Source organism: Burkholderia catarinensis (genome assembly GCF_001883705.2).
In the GTDB taxonomy this organism is placed as follows: domain Bacteria; phylum Pseudomonadota; class Gammaproteobacteria; order Burkholderiales; family Burkholderiaceae; genus Burkholderia; species Burkholderia catarinensis.
Genome location: NZ_MDEQ02000051.1, coordinates 1 through 19,593 on the forward strand (window position 1 = coordinate 1; position 19,593 = coordinate 19,593).

Consider the following 19,593-nt stretch of genomic DNA (forward strand, 5'->3'; position numbering starts at 1 on the left):
GGCGTTAATCCGCCCAGCGATTTCTTCGGTCGTTCCTCGTTGTATTCCCGACGCCAAGTCTCGATCACGACCCTGGCATGTGACAGGCTAGTGAACCAGTTCTCGTTCAGGCATTCATCCCGGAAGCGCCCGTTAAATGATTCAATGTAGGCATTCTGGTTCGGTTTGCCCGGCTCGATCAGGAACAGCTTCACGCCTCGCCCATGTGCCCAGCTCAGCATTGCTCGACCACAGAATTCCTTGCCGTTATCGGTGCGAATCGCCTGCGGCAAACCTCGATGCAACCCCACACGATCCAGAATGCGCGTCAGCCCATGTCCGCTGTGACCCTGAACCAAGAAATAGTCCGGTCCAGAAGTTGAGAAATTCGGCATGATGTGTCCATGCGGACACGAAGGCCATGCCATGAAGACGAGCAAGTTTGCGGAAGAGCAGATCGCATTTTCACTGAAGCAGGCGGAGCTGGGCACGAAGGTCGAAGAAGTCTGCCGCAAGCTCGGAATCAGTGAGACGACGTTCTACCACTGGAAGAAGAAATTCGGAGGGCTGGGGCCTTCTGAGTTGCGCCGATTGCGACAGCTCGAGGAGGAAAACGCGAAGCTGAAGCGGCTCGTGGCGGACCTGAGCCTGGACAAGGCCATGCTGCAGGACGTACTCGCAAAAAGTGTATGGCCCGCCCCGGCTTTGCAAGGCGAGCGTTATCGATCCGACGCATGTCAGTTTGCGTAAATGTATCCGGCCTGTTGCGAGTCGAACGCTTTTTGGCGTTCAGCCATGATGAGATCTACGCGTACCGTTCGTAATAAGTTGGCTCCGGCTTCCTAGCCCGCTTTTTTGACCAAGGCCGCAGTGACCCTGCCTCGATTCCACGTACAGAAAGAAGTTTTGCGCGCCCCGAAAATCCAAACGGATTAGGGGATGAGATGCCTGATCAATTGTCGTCTCCGCGACGAGCGCATTGATATGTCGCTGAATATTGATACCATGGGACCTGATGCTGATCAGGCCCCTCTGTCATCGGAATTCGTGAGCGTAAATTAACGGTCGCCAGCCGAGCTGTACTACCGCACGATCGGATGGCAGCAGAGAAACAGGGGCGCTCGGCTTGCTCGTCCCCCCCCATGCACGCGACAGTCACTTGTCTAGTTCCGAAAGATGGACTATCGGCAGTAGCGTCAGAAGTGGTACTGCAGGCCGCAAGCGCCGTGACCGATAGTGTCACGGCGATACTCGTCAGACGGTGTTTGCCAGGCAACTGAGATACGAATTGCGACATTGGTTTCGTTGACTAAAGGTATAAGATTCCGGCGATTCCGCACGGCGCGCCACTACGAAATACTTGGTCGAGGTAATTAGAACAGACCCCATGCTTCGTTGTATGGGGTGCCCGTACGACAAATTGTCCACAACTGCGCACCGTTGATGCTGCCGTTTGGACTGGCGGCGAGACAACGGCCATCAAGTTGGTTTCGGATCAGGTTCAATTGCCCGGGTGCAGGCAGGGTCCATTTCTGATTCGGCTGTCCGCTGCAATCCCACAGCCGTGCGGGTGCCGTGGTTTGTCCGCTCGTAGCAGGATCGGCATCGAGGCAGCGACCACTCTGGCGATTCCGGACGGTGCCGTCGCCGGGACGATCCCAGACTTGGTTCTCAGCGCCATTGCAAACACTGACCAGTACTGCGGTGCCATTCGCGTTGATCGTCCCGGCCTCGGCGGTGAGGCAGCCGTTCGTTCCGCGTGACGCGACGGCGATCGAGCCGGGCGGCGGTGACGCGGCGGAAAGCGCCGAGGTCGAGTGCAGTAACAGCGCCAGACTCGAGGCCAAGCTCACGGCGAGGGTAAATCTGAAGACGGACAGGTTTTTCGTGGACATGAGATTCCTCGAATCAGGGCGCTGGCGGTGATTGCAAATACAGCGCAGGGATGATGGTTAACACGCTGCAGCATCGCGGAAAACGACACGGCTCGGCCCCTTGTACGGTTAGCCCTTTCATTATTCATACAAATCAATGTCGTTTTTATGACGACGAAGATGCGCTATCAGCGCTGTGTGACCGGTGTCCGGGTATTCCCCCGAAAAACCACCGAGATTATCAGTAGAGTTTTCTCTCCATTGGCATGTACTCCCGCAAGGCGATCATCACGCTTGCGATCACTTTGCTCCAATCGCCACTATTTTCTTGTCGAAATAGTCGTGCTGTTGGATACCAGTGCGAGTCGTTGCGCTCACGTCCCCAGCGCCAATCAGCATTGCTATCAAGGAGAATCCACACCGGCAACCCCAAAGCCCCGGCAACATGTGCGTAGGCTGTATCTACTGTTATCACAAGATCAAGCTGCGTCATGAGAGCAGCCACGTCCATGAAATCCTCAAGTTGGTCCCCATATGCACGGAAGTTGGGCATTTCAAGTACGGGGACACTGTCGGAGACGCGCACGGGTCGTTGAAGACCGATTAGGCTCACTTGAAGTTTTCTAAAAGGTTGCAGTTCACTGATGGGTATGTCGCGGCTCCTGGCCCGCGCGTGGCGAGCTTGCCCTGCCCATACAATTCCGATACGCTGCCGCGGCAGTGGCTGCAATCGGTTCTTCCACAGATCCACTCTCGTTTTTTCTGCCGATAGGTAGGGTACATTGCGCGGCACAGTATCAAGCGTCGTCCCCAAAGCATATGGCAAGCTCATGAATGGGATATAGCAATCGTAGTGCGGTATCGGATAACCGGCGGTAATCACTGTCGCGCCGGACACGGCAGTTTGTGCGAACGCTGCGAGTGATTCGGGTACCGCTACAACAACGTGACGTGCTTGACTAACGAGAAATGGAAGATATCGGAGGTACTGGATCATATCGCCGTGGCCCTCTTCCTGATAAACAAAAAGCGTCTTATGGGCAAGAGAAAAATCACCTGCCCACGACAGCGCGGAAGAGTTGGGAGTGAACGGGATAAAACTCGACAATTTGCGACGCGCCTCCAAGGAAGCGAAGCCGCTTTCATATTTCCCGAGCGTCAATTGCAGGCGACCGAGTTGGCAGCGCAATTCGGGAGAGTCGTTGAGACGAACTGCTTGCATGCAGACCTCAAGGGCCTCCTCAATCCGGCCGAGTTCAGCAAGCAGCAAGCTGCGGAGCGGCAAGTCGTCGGGAATAGTCGAATGGAACCTGCGAGCGGTCACCAAAGTGGCCAATCCCTCACTCGCTCGCCCCAACGCACCCAGTACTCTGACCTTGTTTATCAATGCTCCAATGTGCCCAGGCTCTTTAGACAGGATTCGAGCGCAGCACCCTAGTGAATCTTCGAAGCGTCCCACGCGGGCCAGCGCGTCACAATAAGCGAACAAGACGTCGACGTCACGGACACCGGCACGTATCAACTGTTCGAAGCAGGCCACCGCTTCGTCAAATCTTCCGGAGCGATGGTAAGCGAGTCCGAGTAATTCTAATGGCTTCTGGGCTGAATGCCCGCTCGCAAGCAGTGGCGTTAGGCACTTGATGGCCTCATCGTTGCGCCCCAAATGGAGGAGGGAGAGTCCAAGGTTGACGCGGAGTGCTGGGTGGTCCGGATGCCGCCCTAACGCGGCACTCAATCGCTCATGTGCGAGGTTATAGTCGCCTTCGCGAATAAGTAGCCATCCCAGATTATTCGCGAGGTTTGGATCCACCGGATCGGCTGCGACTGCGTGACACAGGAGATGAATCCCCGCTTGCCTTTGCCCAAGGAACCATAAAGAGACGGCAGCGCCGCTAATCGACATCGGATCGTGAGGCGTCACTTCCAGGCATTTGGTGTACCACCGGTAGGCCTCTTCATACCGCCCATCGTCAATGAGCGATGATCCGAGATCGCCGTGCGGTACATCATCAGTTGGCTCGGTCACTAACCCACCCTGAGATATGGCCGAATTAATTTTCGACTCAATAAAGATACGAATTCAGATCGGAATCCGCACGAATCTGATCAACCCGAAATGGTAGGTTCGGGTCGAAAAAGATAATTTATCTTCCCTGCAGGTTTTCGGGGATAGATACACTCGCTCCGGTGCCACTGATGGTTGCTGTCAACGAGTAACTGGACGGGAATGTAGTCGTGCAAATATGTGCGCCATTCTGGATGTAGTTGTAGCCGATAAACGGATAGCCACTGCTCACACCGCTCGCGTCGGTCACACAACTACCATTACTAAACGCATTGCAATTGTTCATAGAGAAATTGTTGGGCAGATTTACTGCCCATGAAATTGGAACACCTTGCACCGGATGACCCGCGTCATCGGTCGCCAGAACCGAAACCGGTACACTGGTGGCGTAGAAACCATCCCCTCCGTTACAGGCGGGCGTATGGGTGTAGATGCCCGTTTGATTTGCCCCCGCATTGATTGAAAGGTGCGAGGCTTGAACCGCGAAGACCGAGAACGTCACGGGCAATGCGGCTCCGTTGACCGCTTCGGCCTGGATCAAGTATTGCCCTGCGCCAGACTGCAGACGTCCCACTGGAACGTCGGCATAACCTTGCTCATTTGTCGTGGCGCGAGCACTGAAATCACCGTTCGATCCCAGTGATACAGCTTTTTTATCAATCGCGCGAAATTCGATTACGCTACCTGCAGCAGGTGAGTCATCAGCGGCGAGTGCTCGAACACGCAACGTCGGCCCGTTGTTTCCGGTTAAAACGGCGACATTATCACCGGCGACGATTTTCAATCGAGTGGCGACCCCGGCGGCATACGATGTACTGGCGAACGCACCGATCGATATCGCAATCGCCGATGCTACGATAAAGATAATCCGGCGTCCGCGAAGTGTAGCACTATTGTTGACCATTTTAAATCCTTAAGTTGGCGAGATTTGGTTGATAAAAATGACACCAGATCGGAATTAAGATCATCGGATTACGTTTACAGAATAGTCCTGACAAACGAAACATATGATGAATACTTGGTGACGAATGTTACGGACATTTCTTGATCGCAGGCGCGTGCCCCGCTCGCTGTCGACAATGCCCTATAGCTCCGCTTAGCGGCATTGCGTTTGATGGGCCAAACCCCAAAGGGCGCTTTACAAGACCGCTTGACACGACAAAATGTCGTGCTATGTTGAAGCTGCACGACGTTATGTCGGGTTCTGTCGGGGGCTCAGATGGAGAAGATCAAGGACGGCGTGCTGTACGTGTACCGGTGCCCGGCCTGCGACCACCGTGGCGAGGTCCGCCACCCGGACGACCGCCACGATGGCGCGGCGACCACCTGCGCGAAGTGCTACGGCCCGGTCACGCTGGAATGGGATGGCGGAGTCACGCTCGAAGTCGCCCCCTGCGGGCCAGCGGCCGGCGCGCCGACGGCCGCCGAGCTCGTCCACCTGCGCGAGCGCCATGGGCGCACCCAGGCGGCCGTCGCCGAGCGCCTGGGCGTGACCACGCGGCAGGTACAGCGCTGGGAGGCCGGCCTCGGCGCGATCCCGATCGCGTCCTGGCAGCTGCTGTGCCGCGAATGGGGCACGCGGTTTCGGGAGGACTTCACGACGGTGTCGGCGCCGACCTGGGGCTGGGACGCGCAGCGGGACGTCAGGCGCGACACGATCGAGCGCGGAGACGTCGTCCACCTGCAGGCGGTCAGCGGGCCCCGGATCCAGGCGACCGTGTGCATCGACCGGATCCATGACCACCTGGCTGATGAGCACGCGTATGGCGCGATCGTGACGGGAATCGTCGCGGCGTATGCTGTCGGCGGGCCTGCACTGGAGGGTTTTGTGCTCGGCGAGCGCGTGACCTTCGCGCGCGCGAACGTGATCCACCTCGAGCAGCGCGCGACCCAGCAGGAAACCCCGACAATGGCCGTTGATCAAACGCTCACGCATGCGGAACTGCTTGCCGACGCGCAGCGGCTGGTTCGCCACCACCTCGAACGGGCGGATGCCGACATGATCCCGCTCGTCGAAAAGCGCAAGCATCAGAACTGCGCCTCCGGTGTGTTCCTGCTTTGGGCCGACGTCGCGGAGCGACTGGCCTCGCGCGCCGGCGCGGCCGCCGTGACCGAATTCGAAGCGGACAAGACGCGTCTGGGCGACCTGCTCGACCGATCATGGGCCGCGAGCTGAGCCGCCCCATCCTGAACGGAGCCCTGCGATGCGCAAGGAATACGACCTGCTGACTGACGCGCTGGCGACGATCGTCGCGACCACGCCCGTCACCCCGGAACACGCCGACCTGCTGACTGCATTCGCGACGCGCACCGAGTTTCGCAGCGCGCGGCACGTGAAGGCGCGCGACGAGTTCGGTGTTCAGCCGACGCGCATCATCGACGCCGACGGCCATGAAATTGCGGCCGACTACCGCGCGTGGATCGACGCGCAACTCGCCGCGCTCGGCTCGGCGCATGCCGTGTGGGAAGCGTACAAGGATGCCGGCTAGCGGCTGGTCGAAATCGAGCCGGTACTGCACTACTTCGTCCACGATCGCGGCGGCGAACAGGACAACTTCGTGCAGCTCGAGATCTGGCAGGAGCAGGAATTCGTCGAGCACGAGGTGTTCCCGCGCGATACGTACTGGGGCGTGCCGGACGAGCACGAACTGCGCAACGGCAGCTGCAGCGTACCGATGGATTCGAGCGGCGCTGGCTCGGCGCGCCGCGCTATCGCCTGCGGGCGGCCACCGCCATGCAGCGCTTCATGGCGATCGCCGACGCCACCTACCGCGCGCGCCGGCAACGCGACGGCGATCTGTTCCTCGGTGAACTTGCTCTTCTTCACGGCATGACCTCCTGTTTCTGATGACAACGTCATGCCGGAATTTTCCACTTCCAAATGGGACAGTTTTGTGGGCTAGGGTCACGAAATTAATCGGACGCTGTCTTGAGTTTGTTCCAGCAAATCAAGCAGCACGCGAATGAGAGGAATGCTTCATGCACGTGCGCGTACCGTTCGTAGCGAATCTTGAGCCGTCTGAACGCATGAAGCCAAGCAAAGGAACGTTCGATGAACCAGCGCGTTTTACCGAGGCCACTGCCATGAGGCGAACCGATTTTGGCAAGCAAGGGCGTGATGCCGCGTTCGCGCAGGCGCTAGCGGTACGGCTCGGAACTGTATCCCCGGTCACCCTGAACAATTTTCGGTTTGCGCAGAGGACGTCCGCGTTTTCCTCGAATGGGAGGAATCGCCTCGACCAACGCGTCGAGTTGCGTGATGTCGTTGCAATTCGCGCCAGTCAAGATGACCGCGAGCGGGATGCCTTGCGCGTCGACGACGAGGTGGTGCTTGCTGCCGAGCTTGCGTCGATCCGTTGGGTTCGGACCGGTTTTTTTCCCGCCAGCATGGCGCGAACCGAAGAACTGTCGACAATGGCGCGCGCCATGTCGAGTTGGCCACGACGGCGTAACTCTGCCAGTAACGTCTCGTGGATGCGTTGCCAGACGCCCGCCTCTTGCCATGCAACCAGCCGCCGCCAGCACGCGGTGCCAGAGCCGCAGCCCATTTCTTGCGGCAGCAGATTCCAGGCGATGCCCGAGCGCAGCACGAATACGATGCCGGTCAGCACCGCTCGATCCGGCGTCGGCTTGCGTCCCGCATATCGGCGGTTCCGCGACGCTCGCTTCGGCAGTAAAGGTTCGATGAGTGACCACTGCTCGTCGTCTATCAGTTCTGGGGGCATCGCTTCTTGTCAGGCAAAACAAGACAGAAAGTTAACACCCTCTCGAAAAAGTTAACAGACCTCATCCGTAATTTCGCAACAGCTTCTAAGTAGTCGAAATACAGTCCAGCGGGTCCCCGCCGATACAGACGATCTCACAATTGTCTCCTTTACTCGTTGACGGGTTCCGGGCTCAGCGCCCGACGCAGCATGTCGGGAATGTCAATCGCCTGATGTGTGTCGAGCGAAGTCGAAACCAGCACCTGCGTCACGCTCATTCGAATGTCGCCTTCGCTCCCGATACAAGAGAGCGACAGCGTCAGCGACTTTCCGCCAAGCCGCAGCACTTCAAGGCTCAGCTCGACATCGTCTCCCATGCGGCTGATCGCGCGAAAATCTGCTTCGAGGCGAACAGTGGGCAAACCGAAACGCTGCTTGCCGATATATCCCGCGAACCCCTCCGGCAGCAAACCATCGATCCACGCCTCGAGCAGGTTGTTGAACATCACGAAATACTGCGGATAGAACACGATGCCGGCCGGATCGCATTCGGCAAAGCGGATTCGATGCGTTTGTGTCAGCTTGCGTGGATTCATCGCGTCTGTCCCCCGGTAGAAAGTGCGTGGCGCTCGATACACTCGCGCAGCGCGTTGCCGTGTTCGTCTGCCAGCGCCGCGTCGCGGAGTTCGCGCAACGTGGCCGGCTTCATCGAAGTTCCATGACGATCGACGACCGCCATCAAGGTCTCGTAGTTCCGCAGCCCCCGTGCATGCGTATCGCCATATCCCTTCACGAGCCGCTGGCACTGCGACGTTTCGAGCGCGAGCGCCGGGTCGGTTGCCGCCAACGCGCGAACGCGCTCGAGCCACGTCTCGATACGCTGGTTTTCGAGCACAAAGCGCAGCGTGATGCGGCGCCAGCAGCGCCAGCGGGCCAACAGATACAACGTCAGGAACCCGCCGAGCGAGCTCGTGCCGACGACACGTCCTTCCCTGGCGAACCGCCCGACGAAGCGGTGCATTGCATGCGGGCGCAACAGCCATCGCCCAAGCGCCGCCGGCAGTGTCTCGGCGATTTCCTCGACGCGCGGGTGCATGAACTCGTTGATTTGTAAAATCTGATCCGCCTTCGCCCGCACTTCGCCGCGCACCCGCTCGAAACGGCTGGCACGCGTTTTTAGATCGGCAACGCGAATCGTGTCCTCGTATGACATCCAGAGCGCCAGATGCCGCGCCGTCTCGGCCAGCAGCCTGGCATCGCTTCCGCCCGACGTCGCACGCAGCGCGTCGAGACGGTCCAGGTACAATCCGGCGTACGCGACATCCTGGTAGTCGATCAGACGGCGAACACCTTCGATCGCGAGCATCGATGCATCGCCGGGGTAACGGCGCGCCCGTTCGACGAGCGCAGCAACAGCAGGGTGACGCGGCGCCGCGCGCTCTGCCGCCGACCTGGAGGCAGCGGGCGGCGGTGCCGCGTCGTCCTGTCGTGCCCGTTCGAAACCGGCATCGAATGCCTTGATACTGGGCTTGACCCCCACCCCGCCGCGCTCGATGGTCGCCTCGAACTGCGCGCGCGAAAACGGCAACACGTCGGCCGCACACAGCGCACCGAACAGGACCGCGCTAATGACGCTGCCGGTTCGCTCGGCCACGTCGGCCATGTTGAAATGCACGAATCGCTTCGCCGCGCGCCGTGATTGACGCACGAGGGTATCGCTGTCGACGCGACCGTCTCCCATTGCCGCCTTCTCCCCGATCGAGTAAACGCGATGGCTCGATGCGACAAGCGTCGTCCGGTCCGCCGTAACGATGCCCCGCTGCACTGCACGTCCCGCTTCCATCAGTTCGGAGGCCAGCACGATGTCGACGTCGCCCGGCATCGGCATCAGCGCAAGGACCGGCGCACGCGACGCCGCAGCGTCTACACCCGGAAACATCTCGACGTAGTAGATCGTCGCGCCAGTGCGCTGCGCTACGCCGGGCACCGACGTTGTCTGGGCGACATAGCCATTTGACTCTCCCAGATCAACGATCCAGTCGGCAAGCACGCCACCACCCTCGCCGCCCATGGCGAGAATGGCCATCTTGATCGGCTCAGCATTCATTCCTGATTTCCTCTTGAAGCAACGACGGGTGCCGGCACCCGCCTGACTCGTGCGTAGCCCGCCGTACAAGGCCATTGCACTCGCGGCGGCAGTCGTCAGAACGCATATCGGGCGCGACGCCGCGCATCTCCGCTCTGCAGCCAGCCGATTACCGCGCCGCGCACCCGCTGACGCAGTCGATCCATACGGGTCGGATTGCTAACGATCTCCGCTCGGTAAAACGACGGGCACAGCACCGCCGCGTGCGAAACCTCACCGCACAGACCACATCCGACGCAGCTGTCCATCACGGTCGCGACAGGATCGCAGCGCAACGGGTCCGGATTCTCGCGGATCGACAGCGATGGGCAGCCCGACAGGCGGATACACGAATGGTCACCGGTGCAGGTATCCGGATCGACGCCAAAACGCTCCCGCACCACACGCTCACCTGCCGCGATAGCCTTGCGCACCTTCGGCTTCTCGCGCCGCTGTTTGTTGAGCATGCACTCGCTTTGCGCGATCAGCACTTTCGGCCCCTTGACCGTTGTGGTGAGCGCTTCCCGCAATGTCGCGGTCATCGTCTTCAGGTCATAAGTGCGCTTGATGGTGCGAACCCACTCGACCCCGACACCTTTGACGGCCTTCTCGATCGCATGCCCAGTGCTTCGGGTCGGATTGAGCGCGGCCGACGACGGTATGTCCTGCCCCCCGGTCGCGGACGTGTAGCTGTTGTCGATGATGACTGTCAGGTTGTCGCTGCGGTTGAAAACCGAATTCGCGATGCCGCTGGTGAGGCCGTTGTGCCAGAAGCCGCCATCGCCCATCACCGAAATCGCGCGCTTGCCGGACGGTGCGTTCAGCGCGGCGGCACCCGCGCCACCCAGACCGTATCCCATCGTCGTATTACCGAGGTTAAACGGCGGCAAGATCGAAAAGAGATGGCATCCGATGTCGGCGCTGACGTGGTGCGGGCCCAACTCGCGTTCGACGAGCTTCATCGCGGTAAAGATCGGCCGCTCGGGACAGCCGGTACAAAACCCCGGCGGACGAGCGTGAACCTCGCGATCCAGCGCACCCGGCTCGTCGACATCGCTTCCGTCGACCGCCTCTGCAAGCGCAACCGCCTTCGCATCGGACCGCGCATCCGCCGGCGCCGGCACAAGCGGGATGACACGCCGCGCCGGTGCCTGAACCGGCTTCGGCTCGACGATGCCGTATCGCTCGAGGAACGCGCGCACACCCGCGAGCACCGTCGCGGTGTTGTATTCGCCGGCCATCGGCAGCAGGTCCTTGCCGTGCAGCGCGGTATCGACGCCAAGTTGGCGAAGAATGTTCGCCACGTTCTGCTCGACGAAGTTCGGCTGCCCTTCCTCGAGAACCAGAATGGCGCGCTTGCCTTTGCAGAACCGCTCGAACTCCGCATCGACGAGCGGATAAGCGACGTTCATCACGTAAAGCGGGATCTTCGACTCGCCGTAGACGTCGGCCAGGTCGAGCTTCTCGAGCGCACGGATCAGCGTGTTGTAGTTGCCGCCTTGCAGCGCGATCCCGACGTCGGCCGCGCCATCGGCGAAGAATTCGTTGAGCTGACGCGCCTGGATGAAACGGATCGCGGCGGGCCAGCGCGCCTCCACTTTTTCCTTTTCGTGCAAGAAGCTGGCCGGCGGCAGGACGATGCGGCTGAGATCGCGCGCGGGATTGTCGAGTGCATCCTTGACCGTAAATGCGGGGCGGCGATTTTCCGATGTGACGAACTGACCATGCACGTGGCACGAACGGATCCGCATCTGCAGCATGACCGGCGTGCTGCTCGCCTCCGACAGATCGAAGCCGTCCTTGACCGCCTGCACGATGCACGGCAGGTTCGGTCGCGGATCGAGCAACCACATCTGCGACTTCATCGCAAATGCATGGCTGCGCTCCTGCATGATTGACGAACCTTCGCCATAGTCTTCGCCGACGATGATGAGCGCGCCGCCCAGCACGCCGCCGGACGCCAGGTTGGCGAGCGCATCCGACGCGACGTTGGTACCGACCGTCGCCTTGAACGTGACGGCACCGCGCAGCGGGTAGTTGACGGACGCAGCCAGCGTCGCGGCGGCCGTGGCCTCGCTCGCGCTGTTCTCGAAGCGGATCCCGTACTCACCGAGAATATCCTGCGCATCGGCAAGGACGTCCATTAGATGCGAGATCGGAGCCCCCTGGTAGCCCGCAACATACCCGACACCGGATTCCAGCAGCGCCTTGGTCACAGCGAGAATCCCCTCGCCGCTGAACAGCTCGCCCGAGCCCAGACGCAGCTTCTTCACCTCTTCGACAAACGATCGCTCGGCCATTGTGTTCCTCAACGCAGTTCTTACGGCACACAGTGCCCATGGACCTCACTTTCGTTCGCCACATCACCTCCGTCAATACATGAATAATCATGCACTTTCATTTTCCGCAGGACCTGGATATTCATTGCAGAAACGGGATATTCGACGCGTTTCGCGGAGGGGTTTTCCTGCGTCTCGGCAGCGTATAGGTGGAAGTACTATTCTTCCAAAAGGTCAGTTCAAAATAACCGTGATGGGACTGTTTACTTCCTCGGCGAGTTGTTAACCTTGGGCACCCGAACAACGGAAGCCCAAGGATGGAAGCGCCGATCATTGACGACGAACTGTGGATGCTCATCGAACCCTTGCTGCTACCCGCGAAGCCTCGAGCGGAGAGCGATCCTGGTCGTCCGCGCGTGTCGGATCGCGCGACGCTCACGGCATCCTGTTTGTGTTCAAGACGGGCATTCGCTGGAACCACTTGCCGACCCGGCTGGGTTTCGGCTCGGGTACAACTTGCTGGCGGCGATTGAACGACTGGCAAAAGGGCGGGGTACGGGACCAACTGCACGCGTTGCTGCTCGACAAGTTGCGTGCGGCCGGCCAGATCGATCTGTCGTACGCTGCGGTCGATTCGTCGTCCGTGCGTGCCGTTGGGGCGGGCGAAAGACTGGCCCGAACCCCACGGGTCGTGCGCGACCCGGTTCCAAGCACCACACCCTCGTACACGTCAACGGCGTTCCCGTCGCCGCGATCCTGACTGGCGCGAACGTCAACGACGTCACGTAGTTGCTGCCGCTCGTTGATGCAATTCCGCCGATTCGCGGTGTCGGTGGCCGACCACTTCAGAGAGCTATCGTTGGAAGTGGTGTACGCGGGATAGGAAGGAAGCGAGAGAAGGCGGTGGCGATTGAAGGAGAATGTTGCTTTCGACGGTAACACTTTCCCAATCGAACTCCACCACCATGGCGAAACGTACGCACGAAACGAACGGCAGTCAAGCAGCAGAAACGGAAATCAAGGGGGCGCCCGGTCTGGACGATCTGATCCAGCAAGGCGCGCGGCAGATCATCCAGCAGGCCATCCAGTCGGAATTGGCAGTGATGCTCGAGCTGTACGCGAATGTGAAGGCGATCGACGGCCGACGGGCGATCGCGCGCAACGGCTACTTGCCGGAGCGCCAGGTCGTCACGGCCGTGGGGCCGGTATCCGTCCAGGTGCCGAAGGTCCGCGACCGCTCGGGCTCAGGCGTGAAATTCAACTCGTCGATCGTGCCGCCCTATGTGCGCAAGTCGCCGCGGGTATCGGCGTCGCTGCCGTGGCTGTACCTACGCGGCGTCTCGACGGGCGACATGGGCGAGGCACTGTCCGAGCTGCTCGGTGAGCAGGCCAAGGGCCTGTCGGCCAGTGTCGTGAGCCGTCTGAAGGGCGCGTGGGCGGACGAATACGAGCAATGGAACAAGCGCGACCTGTCGGCCTCGCGCTGGATCTACTGGTGGGCAGACGGCAGCCACACGCAAGCTCGCACCGAGGACGCCGACGGTCAGTGCCTGCTGGTGATCATCGGCGTGAAGCAGGACGGCGAGAAGGAGCGCGTCGCGCTGAGCGATGGCTATCGCGAATCGAAAGCATCGTGGGGCGATCTGCTGCTCGACCTGAAGGTGCGCGGCCTGCAGGCGCCGCCGCTGCTGGCGGTCGGCGACGGTGCGATGGGACTGTGGGCGGCGCTCGACGAAGTGTTCCCGCAGACGCGGCAGCAACGCTGCTGGTTCCACAAGATCGGCAACGTGCTGCGCGATGCCGAAGTCTCAGCACGGCAAGGCCAAGGCAGCGCTCGCGGAGATCTGGAATGCCGCGACGCGCGCCGACGCGATCGTCGCGTTCAACCAGTTCGTCGACACGTACGCGGCCAAATATCCGAAGGCCGTGGAGAAGCTCACGAAGGATCGCGACACACTGCTCGCGTTCTACGACTTCCCGGCCGAGCATTGGCAGCACGTACGGACCACGAATCCGATCGAATCGACGTTCGCGACGGTGCGTCATCGCACGAGCCGCACGCGCAACTGTCTGTCACGCGCGACCTTCCTCGCGATGGCGTTCAAGCTGATCGAAGCGGCCGAGCAGACCTGGAGGAAGATCCGCGGTGCCGAGAGAATCGATCAGCTTCTGAAGGGCATTCCCTTCAAAGACGGAACCCCGGTGATTGAAAGCACACCGGCTCCTCAAGCGCTGGCCGCCTGATCATGTCGCCCGGCCCGCATACACCACTCTTGACGATTGCTCCACTTCAGAAGCCCGGCGTCGTTTACGCCGATCGCGGCTACGGTGCCACGCGACACCGCTGTGCGCTGCGTGAGCACGGCATCAGGCCCGTGATCGCGAAGCGCCGGACCGACCACGGTAGCGGACTCGGAAGGTATCGTTGGGTGGTCGAACGTACGCCCCCATGGCTCAACAAGTTCGGTCGTCTACGCACGCGCTTCGAGCGACGTGCCGACATTCACGAAGCATTCTTGAAACTTGGCTGCGCGCTCGTCTGCTGGAACAGCTTCAGGCAAGCTGAGAAAGGTTTCTAAACTGACCTCTGACAGCCCATTCTCGATGGCGATCCCCGATCGTGACGCGAGCGTGCCGGATTTCGGCTTCCGGGTGCAGTGAACAATCGCCGCAGGCCTTCTGGACCGGCCAGAGTTTCATAGACACTCACGAGCCGTTTAGCGCGTAGCGCCGCTCACACTCTACAGGTGACAGGTCGCCGGCTGACCATGCCGGCGAATCGGGTTGTAGAACATCTCAATGTAATCGAATACGTCTGTGGCAGCAGTAGCCCTGTTCGGGTAGATACGTCGCTTGATACCGCCGCCAGATACAGCCAGCCTTCAGTTCGGATGTACGGGTGAGTAGGCCGGGGGAATTTCCCCCCCCAGCCTCTCGCAGAACCGGACGTGAGCCTCTCGACTCATCCGGCTCCCATCATCCAACCGCAGGAAGACATCCCACTCCCCAATGCACGAAGGCAGTCGGGAATCGACGCGCAAGCCGCCCGAGGGCGTGTCTCGCCCGCGTTTTATGGCGAGCAAGAGTCTTGTACTTGCGCATCATCCAGCGCACCAGGTAGTCATTCATGTGTTTCCAGATCACCGACATTGCCGAGCCATGGAAGCGGCCGTAGTACTGCTGCCACCCCCTCAGAATCGGATTGAACATTGCCGCCAGATCGCCCAATTCGCGGTCGCACATCAGTTGCAGATACCATCCCCGAATAGTCTGCCGCATCGCCTTGAAGGCGTCACGGCTAACCGCCGGGACGAAGTTCACGTAGACCCGCTGACACTTGTCCACCGCCTTTCGCGGCCGGAAGGTGTATCCCAGGAAGGTGAACTGCACATCAGGATGTGCTGTCCGCCGATTGCCGTCCCGGCAGTAGACGATCCTGGTCTTGCCCGGATGCAATTCGAGGCCGCATTCGCGGAACCGCTCGCCGATCCTGTCTAACGCCAGTTTGGCCTGAGCCAAGCTCTTGCAATGGACCACTCCGTCATCAGCGTAGCGACAGAACCGTACGCTTCTGAGATTGCGAGCGACCCAGACGTCGAAGGCGTAGTGCAGGAACAGGTTGGCCAGCAACGGGCTCACGACGCCGCCTTGCGGCGTGCCGCGCGTCCGTTCCAGAAGACCCCGTCCGCAGTCTGCATTGACGCTTTCAGCCAGCGTTCCACTTACAGGAGAAGGCGACCACCGCGCCTTAGGTGTTTACCCACAATCGTCTTGCCAACATATTATCGATATGTCGATAATACTCTCATGGATGTGAAAACTGCAGTGCGTGTTTTCGACGTGATCAACCTCTTTGCCGAAGTCCGGCAGCCGATGATCTACAGCGAGATTGCGCGTCGAACCGAGATCCCCCTGTCGAGCTGCCACGCGCTGTTGCAGACGATGGTGGCCAAAGGCTATCTGTACGCGCCGGGCGTGAAGGCGGGCTACTACCCAACGCAGCGCCTGCTGCATGTCGCGCGCGACATCTGCAGCGAGGACCCGCTCACGCTGATGTTCCAGCCGCTGCTTTCTGCGCTGCGCGACGCTACCGGCGAAACGGCGGCGCTCGCCACGCTTGCGGGCAACCGCGTGGTCTATCTCGACGTGATGGAGTCACGCCAGAAGATCCGCTACAGCGACGAGCCGGGTGGCTTCATGACCGTGGCGAGCGCGGCGGGCAAGGCGCTGCTCGGCGCGCTCGACCGGGCCGCGCGCCGCAAGTTGCTTGACAGTTGCGAGCCACAGTTGCGCTCCGCCGACGGAGCGGTCATCGACTGCGCCACATTCGAGCGCGACGTCGAACAGGGCGTGACCGACGGCTGGCATCGCTCGACGGGCGAAAGCATCGAGGACGTGGCCGGTCTTGCGCGTGGCTTCCTGATTCATGGCGAGGCATTTGCGCTCGTCATCGGCGCGCCCAAGGCACGCCTTTTGAAGAACGAGCAGAACGCTGTCAAGGCGCTGCTCGAGGTGTACGCGCAGATTCCCCCGTCGCTCCTTGCCGCGTAAAGAGCAGGTAGTTGCGATGCGACCCGGCCCATCCGCCGCGGGTTCACGAAGTGGAGACAACCAGCATGCGTTGGAAGAACCGGCCAGAAGGCTCGAACTGGGGCGATTTTGGTCCCGACGATCAGTTGGGGCGCCCCAATCTCATCGGTGCGCAAGAGGTGCTCAAGGGCGCTCAAGAAATTCGCGCGGGTATCACGTTCACACTCTCGCTGCCGCTCGACTTCCCAGGCGAGAACAAGCTCAATGTTCGCCGCCATCCGCCCGTGCTGCGCCCCACTTTCCGCGACGGCCTGCCGTACGTGAATTTCCCGTTCGCGCGCAACGTTGCAGGCGCAACCGATGTCGTGAGCGACGACCAGGTGCTGCTCTCGCTGCAATACTCCACGCAGTGGGATTCGCTCGCGCACGTAGGTTCACGCTTCGACGCCAACGGCGACGGCGTGGCCGAGAGCATTTACTACAACGGTTATCGCGCGAATGTGGACATCGTTGGCCCAATGGAATATCGCGTCGAGGCGAATTTCGCGCCGCACGCCTGCGGTGGCGAACATAGCCATGCCGATGTACTCGGCATCGAGCATCTCGCCGTGAAGGGCATGCAGGGCCGCGGCGTGCTGGTCGACTTCGCCGCGCATTTCGGCCGCGAAATGCGCACCGTGGGCTATGACGACCTGATGCGCGTGATCGAAGCCGATAGCGTGGAGGTCGAGCGCGGCGACATGCTCGTGCTGCGCACTGGTTTTGCTGAAATGGTACTCGAAATGAACCGCCAACCCGACGAAGCCATACTGTCGAATCACTGCAGCGCGCTCGACGGACGCGACGAACGTCTGCTCCAGTGGATTACTGATTCGGGCATCGCTGCGCTCGCCGCGGACAACTATGCAGTCGAACGCTATCCGGCACGCCACCCGGCCACGCCCGGCGATCATCCGCTGCTGCCGCTGCATCATCACTGCCTCTTCAAGCTCGGTCTGCCGCTTGGCGAGCTCTGGTATCTGCACGATCTCGCACTGTGGCTGCGCGAGCACAAGCGCTCGCGCTTCATGCTCACGGCGCCACCGCTTCGGCTCCCGGGAGCAATGGGCTCTCCCGTTACACCGGTCGCCACCGTTTGACCCACCGCTTGCCGTTCCTCTATTTTGTCCGTACTTCAGAACATGGCTAAAGAAAGAGTCCTGATCACCGGCGGTGCGGCTGGCATCGGCGCCGCGTGCGCCGCTCGCTGCGAGGCCGACGGTTACGAAGCGGTCGTCATCGACCGTGTGGGTGATGGCATCATCGCCGACCTCTCGGATACCGAAGCAACGGCGGCCGCGCTCGCGCGAGCGCTGCAGGGCGGCCCGATCACGCGCCTCATCAACAACGTGGGCGTGGTCATGCCCGCCGACGCAGAGCATCAGACGCTCGAAGAACTCGAACGCGCTTGGGCGCTCAACGTGCGCTGCACACAGCAGTGCATGCAGGCACTCTTGCCGGGCATGAAGGTCGCGGGCTTCGGGCGCATCGTCAACATGTCGTCGCGTGCGGCGCTCGGCAAGGAACTGCGCACGGCCTATTCCGCCACCAAGGCCGCGCTGATCGGCATGACGCGCGTGTGGGCGCTCGAGCTGGGCGTGTTTGGCGTGACCGCAAACGCCATTGGCCCGGGCCCGATCCGCACGGAACTGTTCGACCGCGCCAACCCGCCCGGCGCGTCCCGTACCGAAGCGATCATCAATGCGGTGCCGGTCAAGCGCGTGGGCACGCCGGAGGACGTCGCGCATGCGACCTCCTATCTGCTCGATGCGCGCAGCGGCTTCGTGACGGGCCAGGTGCTCTATGTGTGCGGCGGCATGACCGTCGGCGTAGCGGGCGTTTGAGAATGGCAAAAACCGAACAGCGCTCGCCGCGCCGCGCCGGCATTGTCGGCGCTGGCAGCATCGGCGTGGCGTTCGCGATCTGTTTTGCACGCGCCGGCTGGCGCGTGCATCTCTACGATCCCGACGACGCCCGCCGGACTGCCGCACCCGAAGAAATTGCGTTGCGACTGGCCGATCTCGCACGCTTCCAGTTGCTCGATGAAAGCGCGAGCGAAATCGCGGAGCGCGTAGCAATCGTCGAGACGCTCGAAGCCGCCGCAGCCAACGCCGACCTCGTGCAGGAATGTGGGCCCGAGCGTGCGGAGCTCAAACGCGAGATTTTCGCGCAGCTCGACCGCGCCGCGCCGTCCGAAGCGATCCTCGCGAGCGCCTCCTCATTTCTCGCGGCCTCGAAGTTCGTTGACGAAACGGTGCCAGGCTACGCGCGCTGCCTCGTCGCGCATCCCGGCAACCCGCCCTACCTCGTGCCCGTGATCGAGATTGTGCCCGCACCCTTCACGTCCGAAGCGGCCGCGTCGCGCGCGACCTTGCTTTACGGCGAGGCGGGCCTCAAGCCCGTGCGCGTGAAGCAGGAGGTGGAGGGCTTCATCTTCAACCGCCTGCAAGGCGCCGTGTTGCGCGAAGCGTATTGTCTCGTGCGCGATAGCGTCGCATCGGTGGAAGACATCGACACCGTTATACGCGAAGGCCTCGGCCCGCGCTGGTCGGTGATCGGTCCGTTCGAGACCGTCGATCTGAACACGCGCGGCGGCATCGCCTCGCATGCGCAGAAGATGGGCCCTTCGTACGAACGCATGGGTGCCGAGCGCGGCCAGCATGACCCCTGGACGCCCGAACTTGTCGCGCAGGTCGAGGCGGCCAGACGCGCGGCTCTGCCGCTTGAGCAATGGGACGAGCGCGTGGCCTGGCGCGACCGGCGGCTCATGCAACTCGCCCGCCTTCGCAAGACCACCGCCCGCGGCGACCCATAAGCGCCCCAAGCGTGCGAGATGAGACCAAGCGAGACCCGACAACTATTACGATGTGGAAGGAGACCCACCCATGCAGAAAGTCACCGCTTTCTTTACCGAGCTAATGCGCCGGTATTTGCCCGATCCGTTCGTCTTCGCGATCGGCCTCACGCTGTTTACGATGGCCCTTGCCGTGATCGTGCA

General features: G+C 61.2%; 15 protein-coding genes and 7 pseudogenes. 12 read left to right on the plus strand and 10 right to left on the minus strand.

Annotation, left to right across the window (positions count from 1 at the left end; all coding sequences use genetic code 11):
- A pseudogene (locus BFF94_RS36540) lies at positions 1-323 on the minus strand (integrase core domain-containing protein); the annotation flags it as partial.
- Positions 324-405: 82 nt separating this feature from the next.
- Here BFF94_RS36540 and BFF94_RS36545 point away from each other — a divergent pair.
- A pseudogene (locus BFF94_RS36545) lies at positions 406-669 on the plus strand (transposase); the annotation flags it as partial.
- A gap of 683 nt (positions 670-1,352) precedes the next feature.
- Here BFF94_RS36545 and BFF94_RS36550 read toward each other — a convergent pair.
- From BFF94_RS36550 to BFF94_RS36560, 3 genes are all read right to left on the minus strand, one after another.
- Positions 1,353-1,874 (minus strand): RICIN domain-containing protein, encoded by a 522-nt coding sequence (locus BFF94_RS36550; protein ID WP_128842268.1) that lies wholly within the window; start codon positions 1,872-1,874, stop codon positions 1,353-1,355.
- Positions 1,875-2,094: 220 nt separating this feature from the next.
- Positions 2,095-3,879 carry a tetratricopeptide repeat protein gene (locus tag BFF94_RS36555; protein ID WP_128842267.1) on the minus strand — a complete coding sequence of 595 codons (1,785 nt, stop codon included), beginning with the start codon at positions 3,877-3,879 and terminating at the stop codon, positions 2,095-2,097.
- A 118-nt stretch (positions 3,880-3,997) separates the two neighbouring features.
- A complete protein-coding gene (locus tag BFF94_RS36560) occupies positions 3,998-4,822 on the minus strand; it encodes a hypothetical protein (protein WP_128842266.1) in 825 nt (274 codons plus the stop codon).
- Positions 4,823-5,137: 315 nt separating this feature from the next.
- On the opposite strand from BFF94_RS36560, the gene BFF94_RS36565 reads away from it, so the two are divergent.
- The 3 genes from BFF94_RS36565 to BFF94_RS38375 all read left to right on the plus strand — a co-directional run bounded on the left by BFF94_RS36565 (position 5,138) and on the right by BFF94_RS38375 (position 6,752).
- Positions 5,138-6,094: a helix-turn-helix domain-containing protein gene (locus BFF94_RS36565; protein WP_128842265.1), complete on the plus strand. Its 957-nt coding sequence runs from the start codon at positions 5,138-5,140 to the stop codon at positions 6,092-6,094.
- Between the two features lie 28 nt (positions 6,095-6,122).
- Positions 6,123-6,407, plus strand: a complete 285-nt coding sequence (locus tag BFF94_RS38370) for a hypothetical protein (protein WP_308286076.1) — start codon at positions 6,123-6,125, stop codon at positions 6,405-6,407.
- A 69-nt stretch (positions 6,408-6,476) separates the two neighbouring features.
- Complete coding sequence (locus tag BFF94_RS38375; protein WP_308286077.1) at positions 6,477-6,752, plus strand: hypothetical protein; 276 nt, start codon at positions 6,477-6,479, stop codon at positions 6,750-6,752.
- A 79-nt stretch (positions 6,753-6,831) separates the two neighbouring features.
- On the opposite strand, the pseudogene BFF94_RS36575 reads toward BFF94_RS38375, so the two are convergent.
- The 4 genes and pseudogenes from BFF94_RS36575 to BFF94_RS36590 all read right to left on the minus strand — a co-directional run bounded on the left by BFF94_RS36575 (position 6,832) and on the right by BFF94_RS36590 (position 12,047).
- Positions 6,832-7,643 (minus strand): annotated as a pseudogene (locus BFF94_RS36575) (IS5 family transposase).
- A 149-nt stretch (positions 7,644-7,792) separates the two neighbouring features.
- A complete protein-coding gene (locus tag BFF94_RS36580) occupies positions 7,793-8,218 on the minus strand; it encodes an acyl-CoA thioesterase (protein WP_128842264.1) in 426 nt (141 codons plus the stop codon).
- Positions 8,215-9,729 (minus strand): indolepyruvate oxidoreductase subunit beta family protein, encoded by a 1,515-nt coding sequence (locus BFF94_RS36585; RefSeq protein WP_128842263.1) that lies wholly within the window; start codon positions 9,727-9,729, stop codon positions 8,215-8,217. The genes BFF94_RS36580 and BFF94_RS36585 overlap by 4 nt, the downstream gene beginning before the upstream one ends.
- A gap of 95 nt (positions 9,730-9,824) precedes the next feature.
- Entirely contained in the window at positions 9,825-12,047 is a 2,223-nt protein-coding gene (locus tag BFF94_RS36590) for a thiamine pyrophosphate-dependent enzyme (RefSeq protein ID WP_128842262.1), read from the minus strand.
- Positions 12,048-12,343: 296 nt separating this feature from the next.
- Between BFF94_RS36590 and BFF94_RS36595 the strand changes: the two are divergent.
- The 3 pseudogenes from BFF94_RS36595 to BFF94_RS36605 form a co-directional block, all read left to right on the plus strand.
- Positions 12,344-12,905, plus strand: a pseudogene (locus tag BFF94_RS36595) (IS5 family transposase); the annotation flags it as partial.
- Between the two features lie 86 nt (positions 12,906-12,991).
- Positions 12,992-14,270, plus strand: a pseudogene (locus tag BFF94_RS36600) (IS256 family transposase).
- A 41-nt stretch (positions 14,271-14,311) separates the two neighbouring features.
- Positions 14,312-14,605: pseudogene (locus tag BFF94_RS36605) on the plus strand (transposase); the annotation flags it as partial.
- A 127-nt stretch (positions 14,606-14,732) separates the two neighbouring features.
- Here the strand turns inward: BFF94_RS36605 and BFF94_RS36610 are convergent.
- Both BFF94_RS36610 and BFF94_RS36615 read right to left on the minus strand, forming a co-directional pair.
- Positions 14,733-14,884, minus strand: a pseudogene (locus tag BFF94_RS36610) (IS3 family transposase); the annotation flags it as partial.
- A 118-nt stretch (positions 14,885-15,002) separates the two neighbouring features.
- Positions 15,003-15,740, minus strand: a complete 738-nt coding sequence (locus BFF94_RS36615) for a reverse transcriptase domain-containing protein (protein ID WP_308286078.1) — start codon at positions 15,738-15,740, stop codon at positions 15,003-15,005.
- 93 nt (positions 15,741-15,833) lie between these two features.
- On the opposite strand from BFF94_RS36615, the gene BFF94_RS36620 reads away from it, so the two are divergent.
- The 5 genes from BFF94_RS36620 to BFF94_RS38525 form a co-directional block, all read left to right on the plus strand.
- Complete coding sequence (locus BFF94_RS36620) at positions 15,834-16,577, plus strand: IclR family transcriptional regulator (RefSeq protein WP_128847349.1); 744 nt, start codon at positions 15,834-15,836, stop codon at positions 16,575-16,577.
- A gap of 65 nt (positions 16,578-16,642) precedes the next feature.
- Positions 16,643-17,695, plus strand: a complete 1,053-nt coding sequence (locus BFF94_RS36625; protein ID WP_128847352.1) for a cyclase family protein — start codon at positions 16,643-16,645, stop codon at positions 17,693-17,695.
- 42 nt (positions 17,696-17,737) lie between these two features.
- On the plus strand, positions 17,738-18,439 hold the full coding sequence (locus tag BFF94_RS36630) for an SDR family oxidoreductase (RefSeq protein WP_128847354.1): 702 nt from the start codon (positions 17,738-17,740) through the stop codon (positions 18,437-18,439).
- Between the two features lie 2 nt (positions 18,440-18,441).
- A complete protein-coding gene (locus BFF94_RS36635; protein ID WP_128847357.1) occupies positions 18,442-19,410 on the plus strand; it encodes a 3-hydroxyacyl-CoA dehydrogenase in 969 nt (322 codons plus the stop codon).
- 70 nt (positions 19,411-19,480) lie between these two features.
- On the plus strand, positions 19,481-19,593 hold a 113-nt coding region (locus tag BFF94_RS38525), incomplete at its 3' end, for a TIGR00366 family protein (protein ID WP_246637496.1).

What these genes read in the sequence shown, in the direction of transcription:
- BFF94_RS36550 (WP_128842268.1), bottom strand. Translation starts at nt 1,874, where the DNA reads ATGTCCACGAAAAACCTGTCCGTCTTCAGATTTACCCTCGCCGTGAGC.
- BFF94_RS36560 (WP_128842266.1), bottom strand. Translation starts at nt 4,822, where the DNA reads ATGGTCAACAATAGTGCTACACTTCGCGGACGCCGGATTATCTTTATC.
- BFF94_RS36565 (WP_128842265.1), top strand. Translation starts at nt 5,138, where the DNA reads ATGGAGAAGATCAAGGACGGCGTGCTGTACGTGTACCGGTGCCCGGCC.
- BFF94_RS38370 (WP_308286076.1), top strand. Translation starts at nt 6,123, where the DNA reads ATGCGCAAGGAATACGACCTGCTGACTGACGCGCTGGCGACGATCGTC.
- BFF94_RS36580 (WP_128842264.1), bottom strand. Translation starts at nt 8,218, where the DNA reads ATGAATCCACGCAAGCTGACACAAACGCATCGAATCCGCTTTGCCGAA.
- BFF94_RS36585 (WP_128842263.1), bottom strand. Translation starts at nt 9,729, where the DNA reads ATGAATGCTGAGCCGATCAAGATGGCCATTCTCGCCATGGGCGGCGAG.
- BFF94_RS36590 (WP_128842262.1), bottom strand. Translation starts at nt 12,047, where the DNA reads ATGGCCGAGCGATCGTTTGTCGAAGAGGTGAAGAAGCTGCGTCTGGGC.
- BFF94_RS36620 (WP_128847349.1), top strand. Translation starts at nt 15,834, where the DNA reads ATGGATGTGAAAACTGCAGTGCGTGTTTTCGACGTGATCAACCTCTTT.
- BFF94_RS36625 (WP_128847352.1), top strand. Translation starts at nt 16,643, where the DNA reads ATGCGTTGGAAGAACCGGCCAGAAGGCTCGAACTGGGGCGATTTTGGT.
- BFF94_RS36630 (WP_128847354.1), top strand. Translation starts at nt 17,738, where the DNA reads ATGGCTAAAGAAAGAGTCCTGATCACCGGCGGTGCGGCTGGCATCGGC.
- BFF94_RS36635 (WP_128847357.1), top strand. Translation starts at nt 18,442, where the DNA reads ATGGCAAAAACCGAACAGCGCTCGCCGCGCCGCGCCGGCATTGTCGGC.